General features: G+C 57.4%; 20 protein-coding genes and 1 tRNA gene. 4 read left to right on the forward strand and 17 right to left on the reverse strand.

Annotated features, from left to right (window positions below; genetic code table 11):
* Positions 1-123 precede the first annotated feature (123 nt).
* From Q0775_RS00545 to Q0775_RS00560, 4 genes are all read right to left on the reverse strand, one after another.
* Entirely contained in the window at positions 124-708 is a 585-nt protein-coding gene (locus tag Q0775_RS00545) for an HNH endonuclease (RefSeq protein WP_298857101.1), read from the reverse strand.
* A 111-nt stretch (positions 709-819) separates the two neighbouring features.
* Positions 820-1,485 carry an alpha/beta fold hydrolase gene (locus Q0775_RS00550; protein ID WP_298857103.1) on the reverse strand — a complete coding sequence of 222 codons (666 nt, stop codon included), beginning with the start codon at positions 1,483-1,485 and terminating at the stop codon, positions 820-822.
* Positions 1,482-2,105 carry a DNA-3-methyladenine glycosylase 2 family protein gene (locus Q0775_RS00555; RefSeq protein ID WP_298857105.1) on the reverse strand — a complete coding sequence of 208 codons (624 nt, stop codon included), beginning with the start codon at positions 2,103-2,105 and terminating at the stop codon, positions 1,482-1,484. The genes Q0775_RS00550 and Q0775_RS00555 overlap by 4 nt, the downstream gene beginning before the upstream one ends.
* Positions 2,105-2,986, reverse strand: coding sequence for a precorrin-6A/cobalt-precorrin-6A reductase (locus Q0775_RS00560; RefSeq protein ID WP_298857106.1), 882 nt, complete (start codon positions 2,984-2,986; stop codon positions 2,105-2,107). The genes Q0775_RS00555 and Q0775_RS00560 overlap by 1 nt, the downstream gene beginning before the upstream one ends.
* Here Q0775_RS00560 and Q0775_RS00565 point away from each other — a divergent pair.
* Positions 2,964-4,241, forward strand: coding sequence for an MFS transporter (locus tag Q0775_RS00565; protein WP_298857108.1), 1,278 nt, complete (start codon positions 2,964-2,966; stop codon positions 4,239-4,241). The genes Q0775_RS00560 and Q0775_RS00565 overlap by 23 nt on opposite strands.
* A gap of 4 nt (positions 4,242-4,245) precedes the next feature.
* On the opposite strand, the gene Q0775_RS00570 is transcribed toward Q0775_RS00565, so the two are convergent.
* The 5 genes from Q0775_RS00570 to cysS all read right to left on the reverse strand — a co-directional run bounded on the left by Q0775_RS00570 (position 4,246) and on the right by cysS (position 9,914).
* Entirely contained in the window at positions 4,246-5,010 is a 765-nt protein-coding gene (locus Q0775_RS00570) for a squalene/phytoene synthase family protein (protein ID WP_298857110.1), read from the reverse strand.
* Positions 5,007-5,735 (reverse strand): class I SAM-dependent methyltransferase, encoded by a 729-nt coding sequence (locus Q0775_RS00575; RefSeq protein ID WP_298857112.1) that lies wholly within the window; start codon positions 5,733-5,735, stop codon positions 5,007-5,009. Before Q0775_RS00575 ends, Q0775_RS00570 begins: the two co-directional genes overlap by 4 nt.
* Positions 5,725-6,702 carry an alpha/beta fold hydrolase gene (locus tag Q0775_RS00580; protein ID WP_298857114.1) on the reverse strand — a complete coding sequence of 326 codons (978 nt, stop codon included), beginning with the start codon at positions 6,700-6,702 and terminating at the stop codon, positions 5,725-5,727. The genes Q0775_RS00575 and Q0775_RS00580 overlap by 11 nt, the downstream gene beginning before the upstream one ends.
* 4 nt (positions 6,703-6,706) lie before the next feature.
* Positions 6,707-8,320 carry a citramalate synthase gene (cimA, locus tag Q0775_RS00585; protein ID WP_298857116.1) on the reverse strand — a complete coding sequence of 538 codons (1,614 nt, stop codon included), beginning with the start codon at positions 8,318-8,320 and terminating at the stop codon, positions 6,707-6,709.
* A 151-nt stretch (positions 8,321-8,471) separates the two neighbouring features.
* On the reverse strand, positions 8,472-9,914 hold the full coding sequence (cysS, locus tag Q0775_RS00590; protein WP_298857118.1) for a cysteine--tRNA ligase: 1,443 nt from the start codon (positions 9,912-9,914) through the stop codon (positions 8,472-8,474).
* 237 nt (positions 9,915-10,151) lie between these two features.
* Here cysS and Q0775_RS00595 point away from each other — a divergent pair, with 237 nt between their 5' ends.
* Complete coding sequence (locus Q0775_RS00595) at positions 10,152-11,333, forward strand: pyridoxal phosphate-dependent aminotransferase (RefSeq protein ID WP_298857120.1); 1,182 nt, start codon at positions 10,152-10,154, stop codon at positions 11,331-11,333.
* Positions 11,334-11,373: 40 nt separating this feature from the next.
* On the opposite strand, the gene Q0775_RS00600 is transcribed toward Q0775_RS00595, so the two are convergent.
* A complete protein-coding gene (locus Q0775_RS00600) occupies positions 11,374-11,964 on the reverse strand; it encodes a porin (protein WP_298857122.1) in 591 nt (196 codons plus the stop codon).
* Between the two features lie 371 nt (positions 11,965-12,335).
* On the opposite strand from Q0775_RS00600, the gene Q0775_RS00605 reads away from it, so the two are divergent.
* Positions 12,336-13,874: a trimethylamine methyltransferase family protein gene (locus Q0775_RS00605; protein WP_298857124.1), complete on the forward strand. Its 1,539-nt coding sequence runs from the start codon at positions 12,336-12,338 to the stop codon at positions 13,872-13,874.
* A gap of 117 nt (positions 13,875-13,991) precedes the next feature.
* Here the strand turns inward: Q0775_RS00605 and Q0775_RS00610 are convergent, their stop codons facing one another.
* On the reverse strand, positions 13,992-14,240 hold the full coding sequence (locus Q0775_RS00610; RefSeq protein ID WP_298857126.1) for a hypothetical protein: 249 nt from the start codon (positions 14,238-14,240) through the stop codon (positions 13,992-13,994).
* A gap of 71 nt (positions 14,241-14,311) precedes the next feature.
* Here Q0775_RS00610 and Q0775_RS00615 point away from each other — a divergent pair, with 71 nt between their 5' ends.
* Positions 14,312-14,986 carry an RNA polymerase sigma factor gene (locus Q0775_RS00615; RefSeq protein ID WP_298857127.1) on the forward strand — a complete coding sequence of 225 codons (675 nt, stop codon included), beginning with the start codon at positions 14,312-14,314 and terminating at the stop codon, positions 14,984-14,986.
* On the opposite strand, the gene Q0775_RS00620 is transcribed toward Q0775_RS00615, so the two are convergent.
* The 6 genes from Q0775_RS00620 to pdxH all read right to left on the reverse strand — a co-directional run bounded on the left by Q0775_RS00620 (position 14,983) and on the right by pdxH (position 22,000).
* Positions 14,983-15,411, reverse strand: coding sequence for a YqaA family protein (locus tag Q0775_RS00620; protein ID WP_298857129.1), 429 nt, complete (start codon positions 15,409-15,411; stop codon positions 14,983-14,985). The two genes, Q0775_RS00615 and Q0775_RS00620, sit on opposite strands and share 4 nt — an antisense overlap.
* Positions 15,412-15,769: 358 nt before the next feature.
* Positions 15,770-19,417, reverse strand: coding sequence for a vitamin B12-dependent ribonucleotide reductase (locus Q0775_RS00625; RefSeq protein WP_298857131.1), 3,648 nt, complete (start codon positions 19,415-19,417; stop codon positions 15,770-15,772).
* 730 nt (positions 19,418-20,147) lie between these two features.
* Positions 20,148-20,224 (reverse strand) — tRNA-Pro (locus tag Q0775_RS00630).
* Between the two features lie 72 nt (positions 20,225-20,296).
* Positions 20,297-20,806, reverse strand: coding sequence for a DUF192 domain-containing protein (locus Q0775_RS00635; RefSeq protein ID WP_298857134.1), 510 nt, complete (start codon positions 20,804-20,806; stop codon positions 20,297-20,299).
* The gene (locus Q0775_RS00640; RefSeq protein WP_298857136.1) at positions 20,761-21,315 is read right to left on the reverse strand and encodes a cold-shock protein; all 555 of its coding nucleotides are present in this window, start codon (positions 21,313-21,315) and stop codon (positions 20,761-20,763) included. The genes Q0775_RS00635 and Q0775_RS00640 overlap by 46 nt, the downstream gene beginning before the upstream one ends.
* 79 nt (positions 21,316-21,394) lie before the next feature.
* On the reverse strand, positions 21,395-22,000 hold the full coding sequence (gene pdxH / locus Q0775_RS00645; protein WP_298857138.1) for a pyridoxamine 5'-phosphate oxidase: 606 nt from the start codon (positions 21,998-22,000) through the stop codon (positions 21,395-21,397).
* Positions 22,001-22,080: the final 80 nt, after the last annotated feature.

Here is a 22,080-nt window from a genome sequence, read left to right on the forward strand (position 1 = left end):
TCTTGTGATTTCAACTCAGCACAAAGCCATGAAATTGCCGCGATGCCGCGCAACCGGAATGCTTTATCGGTGGCTGTTTCTGAATTTAGGGTCACGCGCTAGCGTGCTCATGTCCAAGACCAATCAGGCCTCCAACTCCGCATCCCAATAGAGAAAATCCATCCAGCTGTCGTGTAGATGCCCGGGCGGGAATTTGCGGCCCATGTTACGCAATGCTTCGGGATCAGGCTGGCGTGGGGGCTTGCGTAGGGAATATCCCGTCTGGTGCAATGCTTTGGACCCTTTGCGCAGGTTGCACGGACTGCATGCAGCCACGACGTTTTGCCAGCTTGTCACGCCTCCAGCGGCACGCGGCACTACATGGTCAAAGGTCAGATCACCCTTGGCCCCACAATACTGGCAGCGGAACTCATCACGCAGAAATAAGTTAAAGCGCGTGAAGGCCACGCGCTTTTGTGGTTTTACATAGTCCTTGAGCACAACAACCGAAGGGATGCGCAGTGTCGTAGTGGGCGAATGGACGCAGTCATCATACTCCGCCACGATATCCACACGGTCGAGGTATTTGGCCTTCACCGCATCCTGCCATGACCACAGCGACAGCGGATAGTAACTCAGCGGCCGGTAATCCGCATTCAGCACCAGCGCGGGCCTGTCTTTCAGCGCCGCGGGGCTTCGGGTAAATTCGGTTCTGAAATTGCCGTCCATCTGCACGCCATCCTATCCCAATTTGGCATGACTATATCCCGTGGTTTCAGGCTGGCAAGCCTCACGTGAACACAAGATGTCGCAGGGAACTGGGGTGCTGGCGCGTGCGTTTTAGAGGTTCAGCTTGTCACGCATAAAGGCCAACGCCACAGAAAGCCCGTCAGGCGCGATGCCGTGGCCAGTGCCTTTCATGATATGGGCAAACACATCGGTCCAGCCCGCCTCTTGAAGCGCCTCTGCCGCTTCGGGCAGCGATTGTGGCGGCACCACATCATCTTGGTCCCCGTGAATGAGCATGATTGGCGGACGCGAAACGGCCTCGTCCTTGAGGCTTTCGGGGTCAAGCAGACGGCCTGCGATGGCCACCACACCTGCGATCTCGTCCTCGCGGCGTGCGGCCACGTGCAAGCTCATCATGGTCCCTTGCGAAAAGCCAAAGAGCACGACCTGCTCGGGCAATACGTCCTCATCCACCATCAGCGCATCAAGGAAAGCGTTGAGGTCTTGCACAGCCATTGCCATGCCCCGCGCACTCTCTTCCTCGCTTGAGTTGTCAATCCAAGGGATCGGGAACCACTGATAGCCGTTGGGCATGCCTGCAACGCTTTCGGGTGCATCAGGAGCGATGAAAAGCGTATCGGGCAGATGCTCACCCAAGGGATCGGCAAGGCCCAGAAGATCAGCACCGTTGGCGCCATAGCCATGCAGGAATACCACAACCGAGCGTGTCTCCCCCGACAATGGTTCGCGGCGTTCTGAGTTGAGGACTCGTGTCATGATATACCTTCCCGATTTTTCTGAATTCCGTAGTATGTGAAGAGCAGACGCGCTGCAACAGCCCGCCATGGCGACCAGTCCTGCGCCAGATGCTCAAGCTCCTTGGCCGTGGGCCGTGCAGGCAAATCCCACAGCATGCGCACCGCCTCTTGCAGCGCCAGATCGCCAGGGGCAAAGACATCGACGCGCCCCAGATTGAACATGGCATAGACCTGCGCGGTCCAGACCCCGATGCCGGAGACGGCTGTGAGCGACGAGATGACGTTGGCGTCAGAGGCATTGCGCAGCGCGTCATAATCGATATCCGCCTCCGCCAACGCACGAGCATATTTCATCTTGGGGCGGCTGAGGCCAACGGCTTTGAGGTCATCCTCGGTCGCGCTGCGCACCGCGTGGGGCGAGGCTAATCCCGCAGCCTCCACTCTGCCCCATATAGCGCGCGCAGAGGCGACCGAGACTTGCTGGCTCACGATCTTGTTCAGCAAAGCACCAAATCCGTCAGGGGCAAGGCGCAAAGGTAAAGGGCCTGTAAGGTCAAGAGCACTGGCAAAGCGTGGCTCTTGCACCGCCAGCCATGCCGCTCCTTCAGCCACATCGCTTTCTGTTGCAATCAACCGCATCAAAGTTCTTCCACCCAGTTAAGTGCAGTCCCCACATCTGCCACCACATGGAGCCGCCCTGATCGGGCAGGTCGGTCAAGCAGGATCACATCAAGGCCAAGGGCAATGGCCGCATCCAGTTTTGGCCGACTGGCGGCCCCGCCAATATTCCGACAAACCAGAACATCTACGCCCAGCTTGGCAAACAACGCCTCCTCCTGCTGCGCATCAAAGGGCGGATCGCCAAACATCAGCTCTACAAATGGATAGGGTGCGGGGCGGTCATGTTTGCGGGTTTGGCGCAGCATCAGCACCGCACCGCGAAACCCTGCGTAGTCGGTCAAACTGTCCCAGCCCGTTGTGCAGAACACCCGTGCGCCCTGCGGGATCAGCCTGTTGGCTGAGGCTACGTCAGGCGCAGTTTGCCAATGTAATTGTCCGGCGGTGTCCCATGCAGGGCGCTCAACCCGCAAAAATGGCAGTCCAAGCGCCGTCGCCGCTGCGGTTGCCTGTTCCCTCGCAGTGCGGTCAAAAACATGGCCCGCATCAATCAAGGCGGTAAACCCCTTTTGCGCCAGCGCCGCTTGCATCGCGCTCGCGTCAGGGAACCTGCGCAGTTGGGGTACTTGTGGCAAGGGCGCAGGCCCGCGCGGCGGCTCTGACAGCCAGACGGTATAGCGCAGGCCGCGCGCGCTAAGCGCTTCGGCAATACCCCGTGCCTCGGAACTGCCTGCAAGCAGAAGGATATGATGTTCATCGCCCATCCGCGCAACATGAGCGTGGCGTGCCGCAGGTGCAAGAGCCTCCCGCACACGCGCGGCGGGGGTTGCCCCCTTCCGTTCGCGGGAGTAGCCATGTCGCAGAACAAAGGAAGCGACGATGATTGACGATACCCGCGCCAAGCGCAATGTGATGGTGCTGGTTGCAGCACAGGCCTTCCTTGGGGCGCAGATGCCGATGATCTTCCTTGTGGGGGGGCTTGCGGGACAATCGCTGGCCTCCAACATCTGTTTTGCAACTTTGCCAATTTCGATGATCGTTTTGGGGTCCATGCTGTCGGCGACGCCAGTCTCTGCGATCATGCAACGTTTTGGCCGCCGTGCGGGGTTCTTCCTTGGCGCAGCAGGTGGCGCGTCGGGGGCGTTGATTGCGGCCTACGGCCTTTATGTCTCATCCTTTCCAATCTTCCTCGCGGGCTCGTTCCTGACGGGAATATATATGTCCGCCCAAGGGTTCTACCGTTTCGCCGCCGCTGACACGGCCTCGGAAGAATACCGCGCCAAGGCGATCTCTTATGTCATGGCCGGTGGTCTGGTCTCTGCGATCATCGGGCCGCAACTGGCCTCCGCCACCTCGCTCAGCCTCACTGCGATTCCATTTGTCGGAACTTATGTGGCTGTTGCTGTACTGAACATCGTAGGCTCGCTGATGTTCTTCTTCATCGACATTCCCAAACCACCTGTCCCCTCCGTTGACGCGCCGCACGGACGCACACGTATGGAGCTGTTGCGCACACCGCGCATCGCCGTTGCCGTGATCTGTGCCATGGTATCTTACGCATTGATGAACCTTGTGATGACTTCCACCCCGCTGGCCGTGGTCGGGTGCGGCATTGCAGGTGATACATCCGTGCCGCCCTTCTTTGCCGATATGTTCGCAGGTGAAGAGACTTCCACCATGTTCAAAGTGATTGCCGGTTTTGTAGTCACGGGCCACGTATTGGCCATGTTCGCACCCTCGTTTTTTACGGGCCATCTGATCAACCGCTTCGGGGTTGAGCGAATTGTGGGCCTTGGCATTGCGATACTCGGGGCGGCGGGAGTTGTTGCACTTCAAGGCGTCGAGCTGAGCAACTTCTTCATCGCCCTTATCCTCCTAGGCATCGGCTGGAACTTCGGCTTCATCGGCGCAACCACTATGCTTGCAGGTGCGCATGCCCCGCATGAACGCGGACGCATGCAGGGTCTGAACGATCTGCTGGTATTTGGCGGTGTAACCGTTGCCTCGCTTGCTTCGGGCGGCTTGATGAACTGCTCTGGCGGCTCACCTGTCGACGGCTGGGCGGCAGTCAACTATGCCATGATCCCGTTCCTGTTGCTGGCGGGTGGCTCGCTCATCTGGCTGATGCTACACGACAAACGCACAGCAACGACCTAGGGCACTACCAGCGCCCAGTCGCAGCCCTTAGTGTAAATGAAAGCCCCGTATCAGGCAGAGCGTCTTCGACCACAGATTGCGGAATTTTCTGCGCATAGCGCAACGCAGGCTCCGCCGCAGTCGCGAGCAAGAGCGCAGGCGTGCAAGCACTTGATATCCCTGCCCTATTTCGACGCGCTTGCATCAATGCACTATGACCTTCACTTGCCAATGCAACAACACCGTCGGGCGTCCCATCCAGAAGTGGCACACGTCCAGCAGTCTCCAGCGCGGGAATAGCACGCAACCATGCTCCAATCCCTGCGGCAACGCCTGCACGGCGCACAACTGCTTCTTCCGCCTGCCCCAACAGCGACGCCGCTATCCACATCAAATGGCCTGCGGTCTGGTCGATATAGCGCTTAAGATCAGCTTCATCTTCAAACGGATCGCGGTAGATATCCCAGCGCCGCGCAGCAACCAATTCATCAAGCATTTTGGCCTGTTCAGGCGACAGCACCGCGGCCAGCGGTGTGGCCACTTCATGGCGACGCACAGGACCGCCTGCGGCAATCTCCTCTAGCACATCGCGCCACCATTGCAGGCGCATTTCGGCGATCATGGACTCTTGGGTCACCCATGGCGCACGGCTGACTTCGACGTTGAAGGCATAAAGCGCAAAAAGCGCACCACGCTGAGAGACAGGAGCCATCATCGTCGTGCGAAAACGCAGCGGATCTCCCCGCTCGACAATTCCTGCACAGGCATTGAGATCATCCGACCACGTCATACGGGCACAACCACGCTGAGCAGATAACCGAACTCGTCACGGTGCGCGCGCCAGCACTCAATCTCTTCTTCGGCCTCATCCAGCACGTAAGTAAGCGCCCCATCAGCACGCTCCCGCAACGCTGCAATCCGCGCTTCGAGCGGAGTATAATACCTCTCCCATGCAGCATCCGTTAAACGCTGCTGACCGATTACACGGTAGCCCGCCTCCGCGATCTGGACAGTGATCCCTACCTCATCCGTCATGGTTGGATACTCCTTATCCCACAGCGCCTTGGCCCGCGCCGAGGGTGTATCCGTGAACCAGCATGCTTCCGAGAATGCGATTGCGCCCTGCGGCAACAAGGATTTGCGCCATGCCCGTAGCGCCGCCTCAACCCCCATGAAGTAGACTGCCCCTGCGCACCAGATAAGGTCATAGCGGTTTGCGATTACTCTCATATCCGCCTTGAGCACAGTCACGCGGCCGTCACTGCCCCAAGCTTCGCGTGCGGTCTCCACAAAATGCGGGGTTTTATCGAGGGCAGTCACATGGCCTGCGGAAGCTGCCTCAAGCAGTGCTGCAATATCGCCCCCGGGGCCGCATGCCACATCGGCAATACGGGCCGTTGCCGATAAATCGATCAATCCAGCGGCCCAAGCCACATCCTCCGGCGCACCCGGACCTTCACGGGGTAAATCGCGGTGCAGCTGAAAGAAAGCTCGCATGTTCGGATCAGAACTCATCCAAAAATCCTTCCATAATACCCAGTGTGCGAGGGTCATCCACGATATCCAAATGCGACGCACCAAGTATCATGTCAAAGCGCCCTTTGTCTGTAACGGCCCCCATTGTGGGCGCGTATTGCGAAGAAACAAACGCCTCATCCGCCCCGCCAGCGAGCAAGACAAACTTTGGCAGCGCAGCGACATCCTCAAGGTAGTTGCCGCGCGGAGCGAAGGATGTGTTGAGACGATAAGAGTAGGCGGTTGTGGCCGTGTCGCCCAACGGGCCCTCAAGCACTGTCTTTGGCATATTGAACTGGATAATGGGAAGATGGTTGAATGCTGTGATCTGGAACGTGTTGAGGATGCTTAACCCGATGATGCGCCGCATCAGCACCTCATTCCAGCCGCCAGCGTCCTCACGCATTGTAGGCGCTCTGTGGTGGAGGAAAGGTGCCAGCAGCACGGCTCCACCGAGCATCGCGCCATGCTCCCCCCCTGCAAAGCGGATCACCAAGCCACCGCCCGAACTGTGCCCCGCCATAATGACAGGCTGGTCCGGCTTGGCCATGGCAGTAATAATATCCGCCAGATCATCCTCAAGCTGCCCGATATAGTCGATATCGCCCCGCCGACCCGGCGCCGTTCCGTGGCCGCGCAAGTCAGGTACAATCACATCAGCTTTATCAGCCAAGTTACTGGCGAGACTGTCAAATTGCAGACCGTGCCACGCGGAACCGTGCACCAACACCAAGAGCGGCACATTGTCTGCGCCGCCATAAGTGCGTACCTGCAAGCGATAGCCGTCGCGCATCGGCACGCTTTGCAAAGGCGCCGGCGCGCTCACATCCCGCTCCAAGAGACGCGCAAATTCAAGCCCGCCTTCGCCGCTCATCTCTTTGGCGTTCTGCGTAAAGACCAGCACTGTTGCGACAACCAGCGTAACCCCAATTGAAATAACAACTTGCTTCAAAATCCTAAATATCACCGACCTATTCCTTGTCCCGAATGAGCTTCCAACGGATTGCATCCAGAAGGGCCTCAAACGACGCATCCACGATGTTCGCCGAAACGCCCACAGTAGACCAACGCCGTCCCTGCCCGTCCTGACTGTCGATGATGACACGGGTGACCGCTTCTGTGCCGCCTTGAGTGATGCGGACCTTGAAATCCACCAGATGCATATCTTCGAGTAGGGCCGAATATTGACCGAGGTCTTTGACCAGCGCTTTGCTGAGCGCGTTGACGGGGCCACGGTCGCTCCCCGTCTCATCCATACTCTCGGAGACGGAGAGGCGCTTTTCGCCATCCACTTTCACCACGACCACCGCCTCGGAGAGGCTGATCATCTGGTCATATTTATTTTTACGCCGCTCGACAGTCACACGGTAGCGTTTGACCTCGAACAGCTCTGGCATCTGACCCAGCACCTTACGCGCCAACAGCTCGAAACTCGCCTGTGCGGTGTCATAGCTATAACCTTCGGCTTCCCGTGCCTTAACCTCATCGAGGATAGCTGACAGCGCCGGATCTCCCTTTGCCACTTCCAGCCCCGCACTGGCCAGACGGCGGCGCAGATTGGACTGGCCTGCCTGATTTGACATGGGAATGATGCGGGTGTTGCCAACCAGCGATGGCTCGATATGCTCATACGTGCTCGGATCTTTGAGGATTGCGCTGGCGTGCAGGCCCGCCTTATGCGCAAAGGCCGACGACCCGACAAACCCCGCTTGCCGCAGCGGCACACGATTGAGGATTTCATCCAGCATCCGCGATGTGCGGGTGATACCTTCAAGCGCCTCGTCCGTTACGCCCGTCTCATAAAGGCTGGCATAAGGTTGTTTGAGCTTTAAGATCGGGATGAGGGCTGTGAGATTGGCATTGCCACACCGCTCCCCCAGACCGTTGAGCGTCCCTTGGATCTGCCGCGCACCTGCGTCCACAGCGGCCAGCGTACAAGCCACCGCGTTTTCGGTATCGTCATGCGTGTGGATGCCGAGGCGCTCGCCCTCAATACCTGATGCGATTACCTCCGCCGTGATGTGCCCGATTTCGGAGGGCAGCGTGCCGCCATTGGTATCACACAGCACAATCCAACGCGCACCTGCGTCATAGGCCGCGCGGATCGCCTCCAGCGCATAGGCAGGGTTGGATTTATACCCGTCAAAGAAATGCTCTGCGTCAAACAGCGCCTCACGCCCCTGCGCCACGATATGGGCGATAGATTTGGCGATGTTCTCGGTGTTCTCGGGGAGCGTGATGCCCAGCGCAGTGGTGACGTGGAATTCATGCGTCTTGCCAACCAAGCAGATGCTCTGTGTATTGGCGTTCATCACAGCGGCCAGCACATCATCGTTTTCCGCCGACATGCCGTTGCGCTTGGTCATGCCAAAGGCGGTCAAACGCGCGCGGGTCTCCGGCGCTTCGTCGAAAAAGGCGCTGTCGGTCGGGTTCGCCCCCGGCCAGCCGCCCTCGATATAGTCCACGCCCAGCGCGTCGAGGGATTTGGCGATGATCTGCTTTTCCTCTGTGGAGAATTGCACGCCTTGGGTTTGCTGGCCGTCGCGCAGCGTGGTGTCATAGAGTGAGAGGCGGGTTTTGGTCATGGCTTGGCTCCGCTCTGCTCGTTTTTAAATTCGTTCCCTTTGCACGAACAGCGCCAGTCCGCCCTCGTTTTGCCGCAGGTAAACTTACAGTTTGACGGGTGGCGCTTCACGCCCCCTCTCGGACTAGCACTGTTCTGTGTTGTTAGGCGGGTCATTCGAGGGGTTCCAGTTTGGAATGATCGTAATCGGAAGTCGGGATAGCCTCTGCGCCCGCTTTTGTTATTTTCACTTCCACTCCTGCATCAAGAAGCATCTTCCGAAAGCTATCTACGGCTGAGAAATCTTTCGTCTGCATCGCTTCACCCCGCAGTTCATTTAGCTTGCCAGCATAGAACTTGAGTTCTTCGCCTGCTTCGTGCCAGTTTTGAGTTTGCTCTAAGGCCTTTAGACGCATGAAAAATTCACCGTTTCCAGCAGGTAGCCCTAAAAACGTAGCACTCCTGATGAGCTGCTCAAACCGCTCTTCTTTGTACATCTTGTGTAGCTCAGCAATCGCCCCGTGTATGTTAAGATCGTTCAGGAGTGGTTCGACAACATCACGATCAGGCTTTTTGTCATGGGCTGTAACAAAGCCTACAACATCGGGATCGTTCCAGAGCCTTAGCGTCTTCTCCGCCTCCTCCCGCTTTTTCTCCGTCCAGTCCATCGGTTTGCGGTAATGCGTCGAGAGCATCACAAAGCGGATCACTTCGCCCGGCACGCCTTGGTCCAGCAAATCGCGCACGGTGAAAAAGTTGCCCAGCGACTTGGACATCTTCTTGCCCTCCACCTGCAACATCTCGTTGTGCAGCCAGTAGTTCGCCATGGTGTCGGTGTCATTGGCACAGCAGCTTTGCGCGATCTCGTTCTCGTGGTGGGGGAACATCAGGTCGTTGCCGCCGCCGTGGATATCGAACTGCTCCCCCAACAACTCCTTTGCCATAGCGCTACATTCGATGTGCCAGCCCGGGCGTCCTTTGCCCCACGGGCTGTCCCACCCTGGAAGGTCGTCAGGTGACGGCTTCCACATCACAAAGTCCATCGGGTTACGCTTGTAGGGGGCGACCTCGACCCGTGCGCCTGCGATCATATCGTCAACGCTGCGGCCTGAAAGGCTACCGTAGTGCTCTTTCCAACTATCCACAGCAAACAGCACATGACCTTCGGCAGCGTAAGCGTGATCCTTGGCGATTAGATCTTCGATCATGGCGATCATCTGGGCGATGTATTCAGTCGCACGCGGCTCATGGTCGGGGCGTCTTGCCCCCAGCGCGTCCATATCTTCATGATACCAATGGATCGTCTCGTTCGAGCGCTCGTGGATCAATTCTTCGAGCGTCCCCTCGGCCCCCGCCGCTTTACGCTTTTGGGCTGTCTCGTTGATCCGGTCATCCACGTCCGTAAAGTTGCGCACGTAAGTCACATGCTCCTCCCCGTAGACATGACGCAGCAAACGGTTGAGGACATCAAACACCAGCACAGGGCGCGCATTGCCCAGATGGGCACGGTCGTACACCGTGGGACCACAGAGATACATGCGCACATTTTTGGGATCAATCGGCACAAAGTCCTCGCGCTTGCGGGTCTTGGTGTTGTGCAGTTTTATCGTGGTCATGGCGTATGTCCTAATCAGGCGCGGGGATGCGCGGGACATGGCACAGTTTCAGAGGAAATAAAACAACGTGATCAAGGCCCGCGAGAGGTATCTCAGCAGGTAATTGTACAGCTTGTAATGATCATGTTCGTTGTCATCCTTTAAGCCTAGCTCATCAGCTGCACAGTGGTCAAGGTTGATTGACAAATGCGCGCCCCTCTGCGCCCCTGCGCACGACATTTATCGGAGGGCAATATCATGCAAGCATCAAACCGGATCAGCACACTTCTGAGTGGCGGCTCTGACGGATGGGAGGTGTTCAACCGTGCGCGGCAGATGATGGCGGAAGGCACCGATGTGACCGAGCTGACAATTGGGGAGCATGACATTCGCACCGCCGCCCCCGTATTGCAGGACATGCACCGTGCAGCCATGGGCGGACATACCGGCTATGCCTCGATCCCCGGCATCCCTACCCTGCGCGATGCGATTGCAGCACGAGTGACAGCGCGCACAGGTGTCCCTACCACGCGAGAGAACGTGATGATCACCCCCGGTGGACAATCCGCACTCTTTGCCTCCCATATGGCTGTACTGGACCACGGCGATACCGCCCTCTACATTGATCCCTACTATGCCACCTACCCGGGCACGTTGCGCGGCGCCTCGGCCAAGCCTGTCGCGATCAAGGCCCGCGCAAGTGATGCCTTCCAGCCCCGCGCACAGGATATCGCCCCATATGCAGCAGGTGCCAAATCCCTGCTGATCAACTCGCCCAACAATCCTACAGGTGTCGTCTATAGCCGTGAGACGCTGGAGGGCATTGCAGATGTGTGCAAAGAGCATGACCTGTGGCTGATCTCCGACGAAGTCTATGACACGCAGATTTGGGAAGGCGCACATATTTCGCCTCGCGCCCTTGAGGGTATGGCCGAGCGCACGCTGGTTGTCGGCTCCATGTCAAAAAGCCATGCCATGACAGGCTCTCGCATCGGTTGGGTCGTGGCGCCCGAGCCGATCATTGAACATTTGGTTAACCTCGCCACCCATACCACTTATGGTGTGCCCGGCTTCATTCAGGAAGCGGCCCTCTTTGCACTAGAGCAAGGTGAGGCTTTTGAGGCGGAGATTGCAGAGCCGTTCCGCCGCCGCCGTGGACTGGCCTATGATATCCTCGCCGCCCAAAATGTCGTCGGCGTCGTGCCTAATGCGGGGGCAATGTATATGATGCTGGATGTGAGTGCGACGGGGTTGAGCGGGGAAGGCTTTGCCAACGCTTTGCTCGATACACACCAAATCGCGGTCATGCCGGGGGAAAGCTTTGGCAGTGCAGCCGCTGGGCATATCCGTGTCGCGATGACAGTGGATGACACGGCGTTTGAGGCAGCCCTCAACGCTCTGTGCAGTTTCGCCCAAACCCTCGCCACAAAGGAGAAGTGATAAAAGGCGCGCCTATCGCAGGCGCGCCTCTCCGTGTACTTCAGAAGCGGAATGAGCCGCGCAGGTTAAAGGTGGTCGCATCTGCATCCACGCCAGTACCGCCAATGTCGTCAAAGCGGTGCTCAAGAAGCTCCCCACCTACGGTGAAGCGGTCTGTAACCTGATAGGCCATGCCGACACCGATAAACTCACCAGTATCATCGCCAATGCTGGTCTGCAGCTTGGCCGCACCCGCTGTCGCATAGAGCAACGTACGTCCGAAATCATATCCGCCGCGCAACTTCAGGCGTGTCACGCTATCGGTATTGGCAGCACCATCCAGATCAATGTCGGCCTTATCATACTCAAGCTCGCCACCAATCACATAACGGCCAAAGTCATAGTCATAACCGACGTGAAGGCCGTATGTTGTGTCGTCCCCGTCTGCCTCACCTGTACCGTCCACGTCACCGTAGCCGAGGTTCAGACCGCCATAAGCGCCCGTCCAATCTCCTCCTGCGAAGGCGGGCTCGAATACGGGTGCAGGCACGGTTTCCACAATCGGGTCTTCCAGAGATCCCGCAAACGCTGTGCTTGCCAGCAACGATGTGGAAACGAGGGTGGCAGCGCCGAATTTGTAAATCGTTTTCATGATGTTTTCCTTCAGAAGAGTTCAACGAAAACAGGCAGTTTTGCTACCTATCGCCATCCAAACACCTGTTTGCACACGTTGGTTCCAAAGCTGACGCCGCGTGCGGCTGCTACGTGCGAAACATTGCCACAATGCGCCAAAAACGGCAGATTTTTGCTGTAGGGGGGGTTTAATCAGGTCGGAAACAGGACAGATTTGGTCGCGTTTTATTTTCAATGTTGATAGGAGGGGAGCGTCCATATGCAGCATCTGTCATGCAAAGCGATATTGGTCAGCCGCACCATCGGTGCGGACCGCGGACGCGCAGCGCGGGGGGCACCTTGGGGCGGATATCTCGCCCTTTGCTCTCCCTTTCGTTGAAAGACAACTCCATGAACCAACAAATAACTTCTCGCTCTGGTGGCCGCGCTGCCCGCCGTGCTGCCCGCTCTGCCGCCCTGCCCGATAACCTGCGCCCCGTGCGTGCAGGGCTTGAAGGTGGCAAGTACAAGCCGCTGTCGGAGACAGACGTGCTGAAAATCCATCACGCAGCGCTGGACGCGCTGGAAACCATCGGCCTTGCGGATGCCCCTCCCTCTGGCGTTGCCTACCTCACAGGCGCGGGTGCGATCTTGGGCGACGACGGGCGCATCCGCTTTCCGCGTGCATTGGTCGAGGATGCACTGGCCCGCGCCAACCGCTCCATCACGTTGATGAGCCGCGATGGTCTCCACGATCTCGACCTGTCAGGTACACGTGTGCATTACGGCACTGCGGGGGCTGCTGTGCATTTGGTGGATGTGGACGGCAAACACTACCGCGATTGCGGCGTGCAGGACCTGCATGACGCCGCCAAGATCGTAAATACCCTCGATAATGTGCACTTTTGCCAGCGACCAATGGTATGCCGCGATATTCCCGACAACATGGAGATGGACTACAATTCCATCTTTGCCTGCGTCGCAGGTACCACCAAACACATTGGCACGTCGTTTACCGATCCGGCCTTCGTCGGCCCTGCGATCGAGATGCTACACATGATCGCAGGCGGCGAGGATAACTGGCGTGAGCGACCATTTGTGTCCAACTCCAACTGCTTTGTCGTCCCGCCGATGAAATTCGCAACCGAGTCGTGTTTGGTGATGGAGGAATGCATCAAACACGGCATGCCCGTCCTGCTGCTCTCCGCGGGTATGGCGGGTGCGACGGCCCCCTCCACTGTGGCTGGTGCCATTGTGCAGGCTGTAGCCGAATGTCTGGCGGGTCTGGTCTATGTCAACGCCGTAAAACCGGGACATCCTGCAATATTTGGCACTTGGCCCTTCGGTCTGGATCTTCGCACGGGCGCGATGACAGGCGGCTCGGGCGAGCAGGCGCTTCTGACGTCAGGCTGCGCCCAGATGCATAACTTCTACGACCTCCCCGGTGGAGCGGCTGCGGGAATCGCGGATAGCAAACTGCCTGACATGCAGGCGGGCTGGGAGACGATGTGCTCCAACGTGATGGCAGGACTGTCTGGATGTAATATGATCTATGAGGCGGCGGGCATGCATGCCTCCTTGCTGGGCTTTTGCCATGAAAGCTTGATCTTGGGCGATGACGTCATCGGTCAGGCGTTGCGGTGCGTACGCGGAATCGAAGTGAACGACGAAACCCTAGCCCTCGATCAGATCGCTGAAGTCTGCATGGGCGGTCCGGGTCACTACCTCGGCACTTCAGGCACATTGAGCCGCATGCAAAGCGATCACTGCTATCCCACCTATGGCAACCGCATGTCGCCCAAAGAGTGGGTCGAGAAGGACAAGCCCGACCTGATCACCACAGCGACCCTGCGCAAAGAAGCCATCCTGGACGCCCCTTCTGCTGCTGCGCTTGATCCTGCGATTGACCGCGCCATTCGGGACAGGTTCAACATTCACCTGCACGGCTAAACCCCTGCCCTGTATACATCAGAGGCCCGGACCCTGGGGGGTTTCCGGACCTCTGACCCTCTGCACGTGCTGCTGCCACAGCTGTGCAGATCCCCTAAGCGGGGATGGTTTAAACGCTTAGCTTGCGGGCATCAGGCCTGCTTCCTGCGCTGCGGTGACTTCGGCGTCTTCCAACACGCCGTCACCGTTCAAATCCGCTGTCGCGAAAGTTTCCTCGGTCATGTCAGGATAAACCGCCTGCACCTCGGCAATGCTCAGTACACCGTCTTCGTTGGTGTCGGCCTGAACAGCACTTTGGCCCATCGCAAAAGCGGGCATGCAAAGGGCGGTGGCGGCGATTGCGGCGAATGTCTTTGTACGTGTCATGTGGTGTCTCCATTTATTGTTTGTCGTGACAGAGCCCCGTTGTGGCGCTCTCACAAAGGTAGAGGCCATAAATGCCCTTTGCGTCCCGACCCTATCGACAGGCGCGGCGAGCCGCCGATCAGGGCCTGTCACATGCGCGTCCCGCCGCCGAAAAAGGGCATCTTGGCGGAATCGGCGGAATACCCCCTCTGGTTGAAGCCGCAAAACACGTCATGCTGATGGAAAACAACCATAGGCAGGACAGTGATATGACAATTATGGATGATGACACCGACCTTTCCGCACTTGCGAACCGTTTGCGGCGACGTGCGCAACGTTTGGGCGCACAGCCCAGTGATGCGGAGGACATAGCTCAGGAAACCTTGCTGCGCCTGATGCAGCGTATGGCCCGTCAGGATGTGGAGGCACCCGAGCATTACGCCATGATCATCCTGCAAAACCTGATCCGTGCAGGATGGCGTGCACGCGTCGAGATGGCGGAGCTTGAAGAGGACAGTGCAAGCACCCTGCCCGTGGGCGATGGCCGCCTTGCCGTGGCCGACCTGCGCACGGCCATTGCTGCCCTGCCAGACGAGCAGGCCGAGGTCATGACGCTGGTGTTACAGGGAGAGTTCAGCCCGCGCACGATTGCCGCGCAACTTGGATTGCCTGTTGGTACTGTTATGTCCCGTCTGGCGCGTGCACGGGCCAGATTGCGTGTACAGATCGGGCTGGAGGCTGGCACGCCCGTGGCTGAGTTGCTCTAGATCCAGCTAAGTACGAGGGCGGCAAGCACCAGATAGCGTGTGCCTTTTGCCAGTGTGACGAGCAACATAAACGGCACCAAAGGCTCACGCATCGCCCCTGCTACAACTGTGAGCGGATCACCAACCACGGGCAGCCAACTGCCCAGAAGCGACCAGCGACCATAGCGTCTGTACCAGTTCTGCGCACGCGCCAGTTGCGCGTCGTTGCTCGGGAACCAGCGATGGTCCTTAAAGCGCAACAGATATCGGCCAAGCACCCAATTGATCACCGACCCGAGAACATTACCTGTCGTTGCCACTCCCAAAAGCGCTGCGACAGAGCGCTCACCGCTGAGCAAAAGCCCTGCAAGCACCGCCTCTGACTGCATCGGCAAGATGGTTGCCGCCACTAAGGCAGACAGGAAAAGACCAATATATCCAATCATCTATCGCTCAAAGCTTATCCACCAAAAATAAAAAGGGGGAGCGCGAACGCTCCCCACTTAGTTTCGCCGCATAGGCTCAATTTGTTAACCGATCGTTTTATTTTATGCCTGCGGCCTATGCGTCGTCAGGGGGCGAGCGCACCCGCCCCGTGTGTCGCGCCCCGGCAAAGCCGGGGCTGCGAAGTGGGTGGCAGCGTATCGCAAAGCGATGCGCGAGAACCCACCCCGTATCAAGTCGAGCGCAAGGCAATCGTTCTCCTGAGAACACCGAGAGCCTCTCGCATCCAAACTTCCAACATCCAAGTAGAAGCCTGTATTCGCAAAAGTAGGGCGCCACTTCAGCGCCCCACCCTATCCCTTAGCTACAGCCAGACGTCCCACCGCAGGTGTTGCACTTCATACATGTCCCGTTGCGCACCAGTGTGTAGTTACCACACTCCCCGCAGGCCTCGCCCTCATAGCCCTGCATCTTAGCCTTGGTGCGCGCATTCATTGATACTGCCCCGGAGGAGATTGACGTGGTGCTTTTCACTGCTGTCACCACACCCACGTCTCCTTGCGGCATGATCGACGTCAGCGCGTCCATGGCAGCAGACTGCCCACCTTGCAGCATCGTCAGGTTCTGCGGCACACGGTTGCGCAAATACCCCTGTGAGGTGATCTGCTTGAGTACTTCAAGCGATTTTGACGCAGCGCTCTCGGAGAGCTCGGAGACATTGGCAACCCCTTCTTCCTCACCACGGCCCAGCGTGTCGAACGTAGCGCCCTCGGGCTGCACATGCGCCAGATCGGTGCGGTCCAGATAGCTTACCGCCAATTCGCGGAAGATATAATCAAGGATCGAGGTCGCCTGTTTGATGCTGTCGTTGCCCTGCACCATGCCCGCAGGCTCGAATTTGGTGAAGGTGAAGGCATCAACAAATTCTTCGAGTGGTACGCCGTATTGCAGACCCACGGAGACCGCGATGGCAAAGTTGTTCATCATGGCGCGGAAGCCTGCACCCTCTTTGTGCATATCGATGAATATCTCACCAAGGGAGCCATCGGTATACTCACCAGTACGCAGGTACACCTTGTGCCCACCCACATTGGCCTTTTGGGTATAGCCCTTGCGACGCTGTGGCATCTTTTCACGGTGCGATTTCACGATCTCCTTGACGATCACCTTCTCGACGATCTTCTCGGCCAGCACGATTGCCTTTTCGTGGGCTGTGCCGCTCTCGAGGATTTCTGCCGCATCATCATCGTCCTCGACGAGCGACGCCGCGAGGGGTTGGGACAATTTGGAGCCGTCACGGTACAGTGCGTTGGCTTTGACACCCAAGGACCAGCTCAGTTCGTATGCTTTCTGGCAATCCTCGATGGTGGCGTCATTCGGCATGTTGATCGTCTTGGAGATCGCACCCGAGATGAACGACTGTGCCGCTGCCATCATGTAGATGTGGCTGTTGACCGACAGATAACGCTTGCCCGTTTTACCGCAGGGGTTGGCGCAATCGAAGATGCCATAGTGCTCTTCTTTCAGGTGCGGCGCACCCTCCAGTGTCATCGTACCGCAAACGTGATTATTGGCTGCATCGATGTCCTTTTTGGAGAAGCCAAGAGACTTCAGCAGGTCAAACGTTGGATCGTTGAGCTTGTCCGCAGGAATACCAAGTACTTTGGTGCAGAACTCCGCACCGAGCGTCCACTGGTTAAAGACAAAGCGGATATCAAAAGCCGCCCCAAGTGCCGCATCGACCTTTGCCAGTTCCGCAGGCCCAAAACCGTGACCAATAAGTGAGGTATGGTTGATGCCCGGTGCATTGCCGATTGTGCCGTGACCCACTGCGTGTCCTACGATCTCTTCGATTTGCGCCGCACCATAGCCGAGTTTGGCCAAGGCCGCAGGAACAGATTGATTGATGATCTTGAAGTAGCCACCACCCGCGAGTTTCTTGAACTTAACCAGTGCGAAGTCAGGCTCGATCCCTGTGGTGTCGCAATCCATTACCAGACCGATGGTGCCTGTAGGCGCGATCACAGAGGTCTGTGCGTTGCGGTAGCCGTGCTTTTCGCCCAGTGCCAGCGCCTCATCCCATGTGGACATGGCCACATCGACCAGACCCGCCTGTGGGCAGTTTGCGTGATCAAGAGGAACAGGCTTAACCGCCAGATCCTCATAGCCATTCCTCTCACCATAGGCCGCGTGGCGGTGGTTACGGATGACGCGCAGCATGTGCTTGCTGTTTTTCTCATAGCCCGGGAATGCACCCAACTCGCCTGCCATCTCGGCAGAGGTTGCATAGGCAACGCCGGTCATAATCGCCGTCAACGCACCGCACAGCGCGCGGCCCTCGTCGCTGTCATAGCCAAAGCCCATGTTCATCAGCAGACCGCCGATGTTGGCATAGCCGAGACCAAGTGTGCGGAAATCATAGGAGCGCTGTGCAATCTCTTTGGACGGGAACTGAGCCATCATCACGGAGACTTCGAGCGTTACAGTCCAGAGACGCGAGGCGTGCATATAGTCTTCGACCTGAAACTCGCCGTCCTTGAGGAAGGTCAGCAGGTTCATGGAGGCGAGGTTACAGGCGGTATCGTCTAGGAACATATACTCCGAGCACGGGTTGGAGCCGCGAATCGCGCCGTCTTCGGGGCATGTGTGCCAGTCGTTCACGGTGTCGTGGTACTGGATGCCCGGATCGGCACAGGCCCATGCGGCGTGGCCCACTTGGTCCCAGAGATCCCGTGCGCGAATTGTTTTGGACGCCTCACCAGTTACACGGTCGATCAGGTCCCAATCACCGTCTGCTTCCACTGCCTTGAGAAAGGCATCGGTGACGCGGATCGAGTTGTTGGAGTTCTGACCCGAGACCGAATTATAGGCCTCGGAGTCCCAATCCGTGTCGTAGGTCGGGAATTCGATGGAGGTGTGACCCTGCTTTGCATAATCGAGCACGCGCTTGACATAAGTCTCGGGGATCATGGATTTCTTGGCAGCGCGGATCGCATCCTTGAGCTGCTCGTTCTTTGCAGGATCATAGGCATCCGCTTCCAGACCGTCCCAGCCTGCAATAGCTTTGAAGATCAGGTTGAGCTTTTGCTCGTGCATTTTGGAGCCTGCAACGATGCTGGCAACCTTCTGCTCTTCGAGCACCTTCCAGTTGATGAATTCCTCGATATCGGGGTGGTCCGCATCGACAATGACCATCTTGGCCGCCCGGCGTGTTGTACCGCCAGATTTGATCGCACCAGCAGCACGGTCACCAATTTTCAGGAAGCCCATGAGGCCGGAGGATTTGCCGCCGCCTGAAAGCTTCTCTCCTGCGCCACGAAGCGAGGAAAAATTTGTACCCGTGCCGGACCCGTATTTAAACAGACGCGCTTCGCGCACCCAAAGGTCCATGATGCCGCCGTCGCCGACCAGATCGTCAGCAACGGACTGGATGAAGCACGCGTGCGGCTGTGGGTGCTCATAGGACGACGTGGAGCGTGTGAGCTTGCCCGACTTGTGATCCACATAGTAGTGGCCCTGTGCGGGGCCGTCGATTCCGTAGGCCCAGTGCAGGCCCGTGTTGAACCACTGCGGGGAGTTTGGTGCGGCGCGCTGAGAGGCCAGCATGTGGCGCATCTCGTCATAGTAGGTGCGCGCGTCTTCTTCGGTGGTGAAGTAACCACCCTTCCAGCCCCAGTAAGCCCACGCACCTGCGAGGCGGTCGAACACCTGCTTGGAAGACGTCTCACCGCCCATCTCGGTGCCCTCAACAGGAACAGAGCGCCACAGGAACTCGGGAACACCCTTTTCCTTCACGCGCTTGGATTCGGCAGGAACGCCCGCTTTGCGGAAATATTTTTGCGCGATGACGTCGGAAGCAACCTGGCTCCACGCTTTTGGCACTTCGACATTGTCGAGATGAAAAACCACTGATCCGTCAGGGTTACGAATTTCGGAGACCGTGCTCACAAAATCCAGATCTGCGTAGGCGTCTTGCCCCTGAGTGGTGAATTTCCGTTCAATTTTCATCGCGCTACCCCGTTGTTCAAGCTTTACCATTTTCGAATGCCGTCAAAGACACCCAACTCAATACTGTTTGGCATAGTCGCAGGTGCCGCCGACCGAGTGAAAACCACTGGGTGCGCATTTAACCAACCGCCCTGTAAGACCGTTTGCCTGTACTCTACCTCGTGGTCCGCCTTTGAGCGTTAAACCACTACATGTTGTGGCGCGACCGTCAGTTCGCACAAACTGGCGTATCTGACCCTATCCGGTCAACGATTTTATTATCGGAAAATTCACATTTTAACTGTTGACGTGTTTTGCGAATAGGCAGGCCTTCACAGGTTTGTGAGACGGCTCGCTACAGTGTCCAAAACGTTAACCTTTCGAGGCAGCAAAAAACCCTTTATTTCGGCGTATCTAACGCGCGTTTTTAAGCCGCGTTAACGATTGGCACCTGCGAGTCGGCAGCTTTTCATCCGAATCTACCCGTCCATTTTGGCCGAATTTCTGTTGCCGAAAAAACGCGGCGCTCGGCTGTTGCCTGCTCAAAATTGGCGCGAGGGAACACCACCCACAGGGGAAAATGCCGAAAATTGAGGCAAATACCACAAGATGTAGATCTATACCTGCCAGACCGCCGATGATCCCCGCGCGATCGCCCCTTGGCGATTCCCCTGAAGGCCTGCCCTAAAAACACTTGTGGCCTCTTCGCAAAAACGAAGAGGCCACATGAGTTCGATCTGGTAATCGAAAATGGTCGGGGCGAGATGATTCGAACATCCGACCCCCTGTACCCAAAACAGGTGCGCTACCAGGCTGCGCCACGCCCCGACTGACGCCTCTTTAGCGCGAGCTGTCGGGATTGAAAAGGCAAAATATACGTCTGCACAGAATGATTTGAATTCACCCGCAGGTCCACGGTTCATCCAGGCTGATAAATGAAGGATGGCGCAGAACATCGCCTACTTTGATCCCCAAACGCCGCGCCAATCCGCCGTTAATCTCCAATACACCAAACAGCAGCATATCGCCCGGCGAGATAGGGGTTTCGTCCAAAGGCTGTGCGCGGTGATGGATGTATTTTATCTCGCCAAATCCATCGAGAAACAGCATATCAAGTTCGATCAGCGTGTTGCGCATCCAGAAACTCATGATTTGGGGACGCTGGTACACAAAAAGCATGCCCTTGCTCATCGGCATGCTTTCTACATGCATGAGGCCCCGGGCGCGTGTCTGCTCGTCTGCGGCCACATCGACGTTAAAGGCCGCTTTTCCGAAGCCCCCTGAGATGGTCGCACGATCCGTGGCGCAGGCGGGGGCCAGCGGGGTCAGCGCCTGTGCCCTTTGTGCGGTCACAGTGAGAGCGGTCAGCCCTGTGAGGAAAGTTCTTCTGTTGTGGGGACTGTTTCCCATGCAAGCACCTCTGCCGCCATTCGGCCGCGTTTACCGTCAATTACGCGCATTGCGATCGCTTCACCCGGTGCCAGATCAGACAGACCCGACTGCCGGAGCACATCCATATGCACAAACACATCTTCGGGGCAGCCAAATACATTGGCAAAGCCAAATCCTTTTGCCTTGTCGAACCATTTTATCCGTGCCGCTAAAAGTGGTGTGCTTGCGATCTGCTCTTTGTCTAAGCCCGCAATATCTGGCAGCGACGTTTGCACACCTTCCGGTGGCGAAATCGACAGGATCTCGCTTGCCTGCGCACCACGCTCGGTTTTTTGCACCACCATCGCTACGCGGGAGCCATCCGCAACCGAGCTTTGGCCAAAATTCCGAAGAACATTTACATGAAGAAGAATATCGACGCCGCCATCATCGGACACAACAAAGCCGAAGCCCTTTACAGGATCAAACCACTTCACCGTGCCATTCACACCCGATTGCGGGGTATTATCGTCGTGCGCTTGTATCATATCTCTCGCACCGTCTTTCAAATAAATAATTGGGGCCTGAATACCCCGCCGCAAAAAAACCGCGGCTATACTCGTACTACTAAGGATTAAGTCGTGTAATTTCCCATGCTGCATCAACCGACGCACGGCGCCATTGGAAGCGATCATGCAACCGTGCAGGACCATCGCCCCAGAATTCAAGCTCAAGTGGCGTAAGGCGGTAGCCCCCCCAAAACGGAGGACGCGCCGGATTGTCGCCATGCTTGGCAATGACATCTTCCAATGCCTGCTCAAGCGTTTCGCGGTTCTCAAGTGGCTTTGACTGATCGGATGCCCATGCGCCATGACGGCTCTTGAGCGCCCGTGACGCGTAATATACGTCCGCCTGTTCGCCGTCTTCACGCGTAATAATTCCGCGTGCACGTATTTGACGGCGTAGTGACTTCCAGTGAATGACAAATGCCGCCTTACCAGAACTGTCCAACTCGGCAGCTTTGGCACTGGTGTAGTTTGTATAAAAAACAAACGCACCGTCTTCGATATCTTTGAGCAAAACAACACGCGCATTCGGCATGCCATCTGCGTCCACAGTGCTCAGCGCCATGGCGTTGGGATCGTTTATCTCCACGTCTGATGCTTCTGCCATCCACGCACGCGCAAGGGCGAAAGGATCATCACCTGCGAAAATACCGGACCGGTCTGCCATCACTTTTTTCCTCATTGGGACACAAAAGATATATCTCGGATCAGCGTTTCATCCAATCCCGTAACACATAGCACAGTAAT

Source organism: uncultured Sulfitobacter sp. (genome assembly GCF_947499945.1).
GTDB lineage: Bacteria > Pseudomonadota > Alphaproteobacteria > Rhodobacterales > Rhodobacteraceae > Sulfitobacter.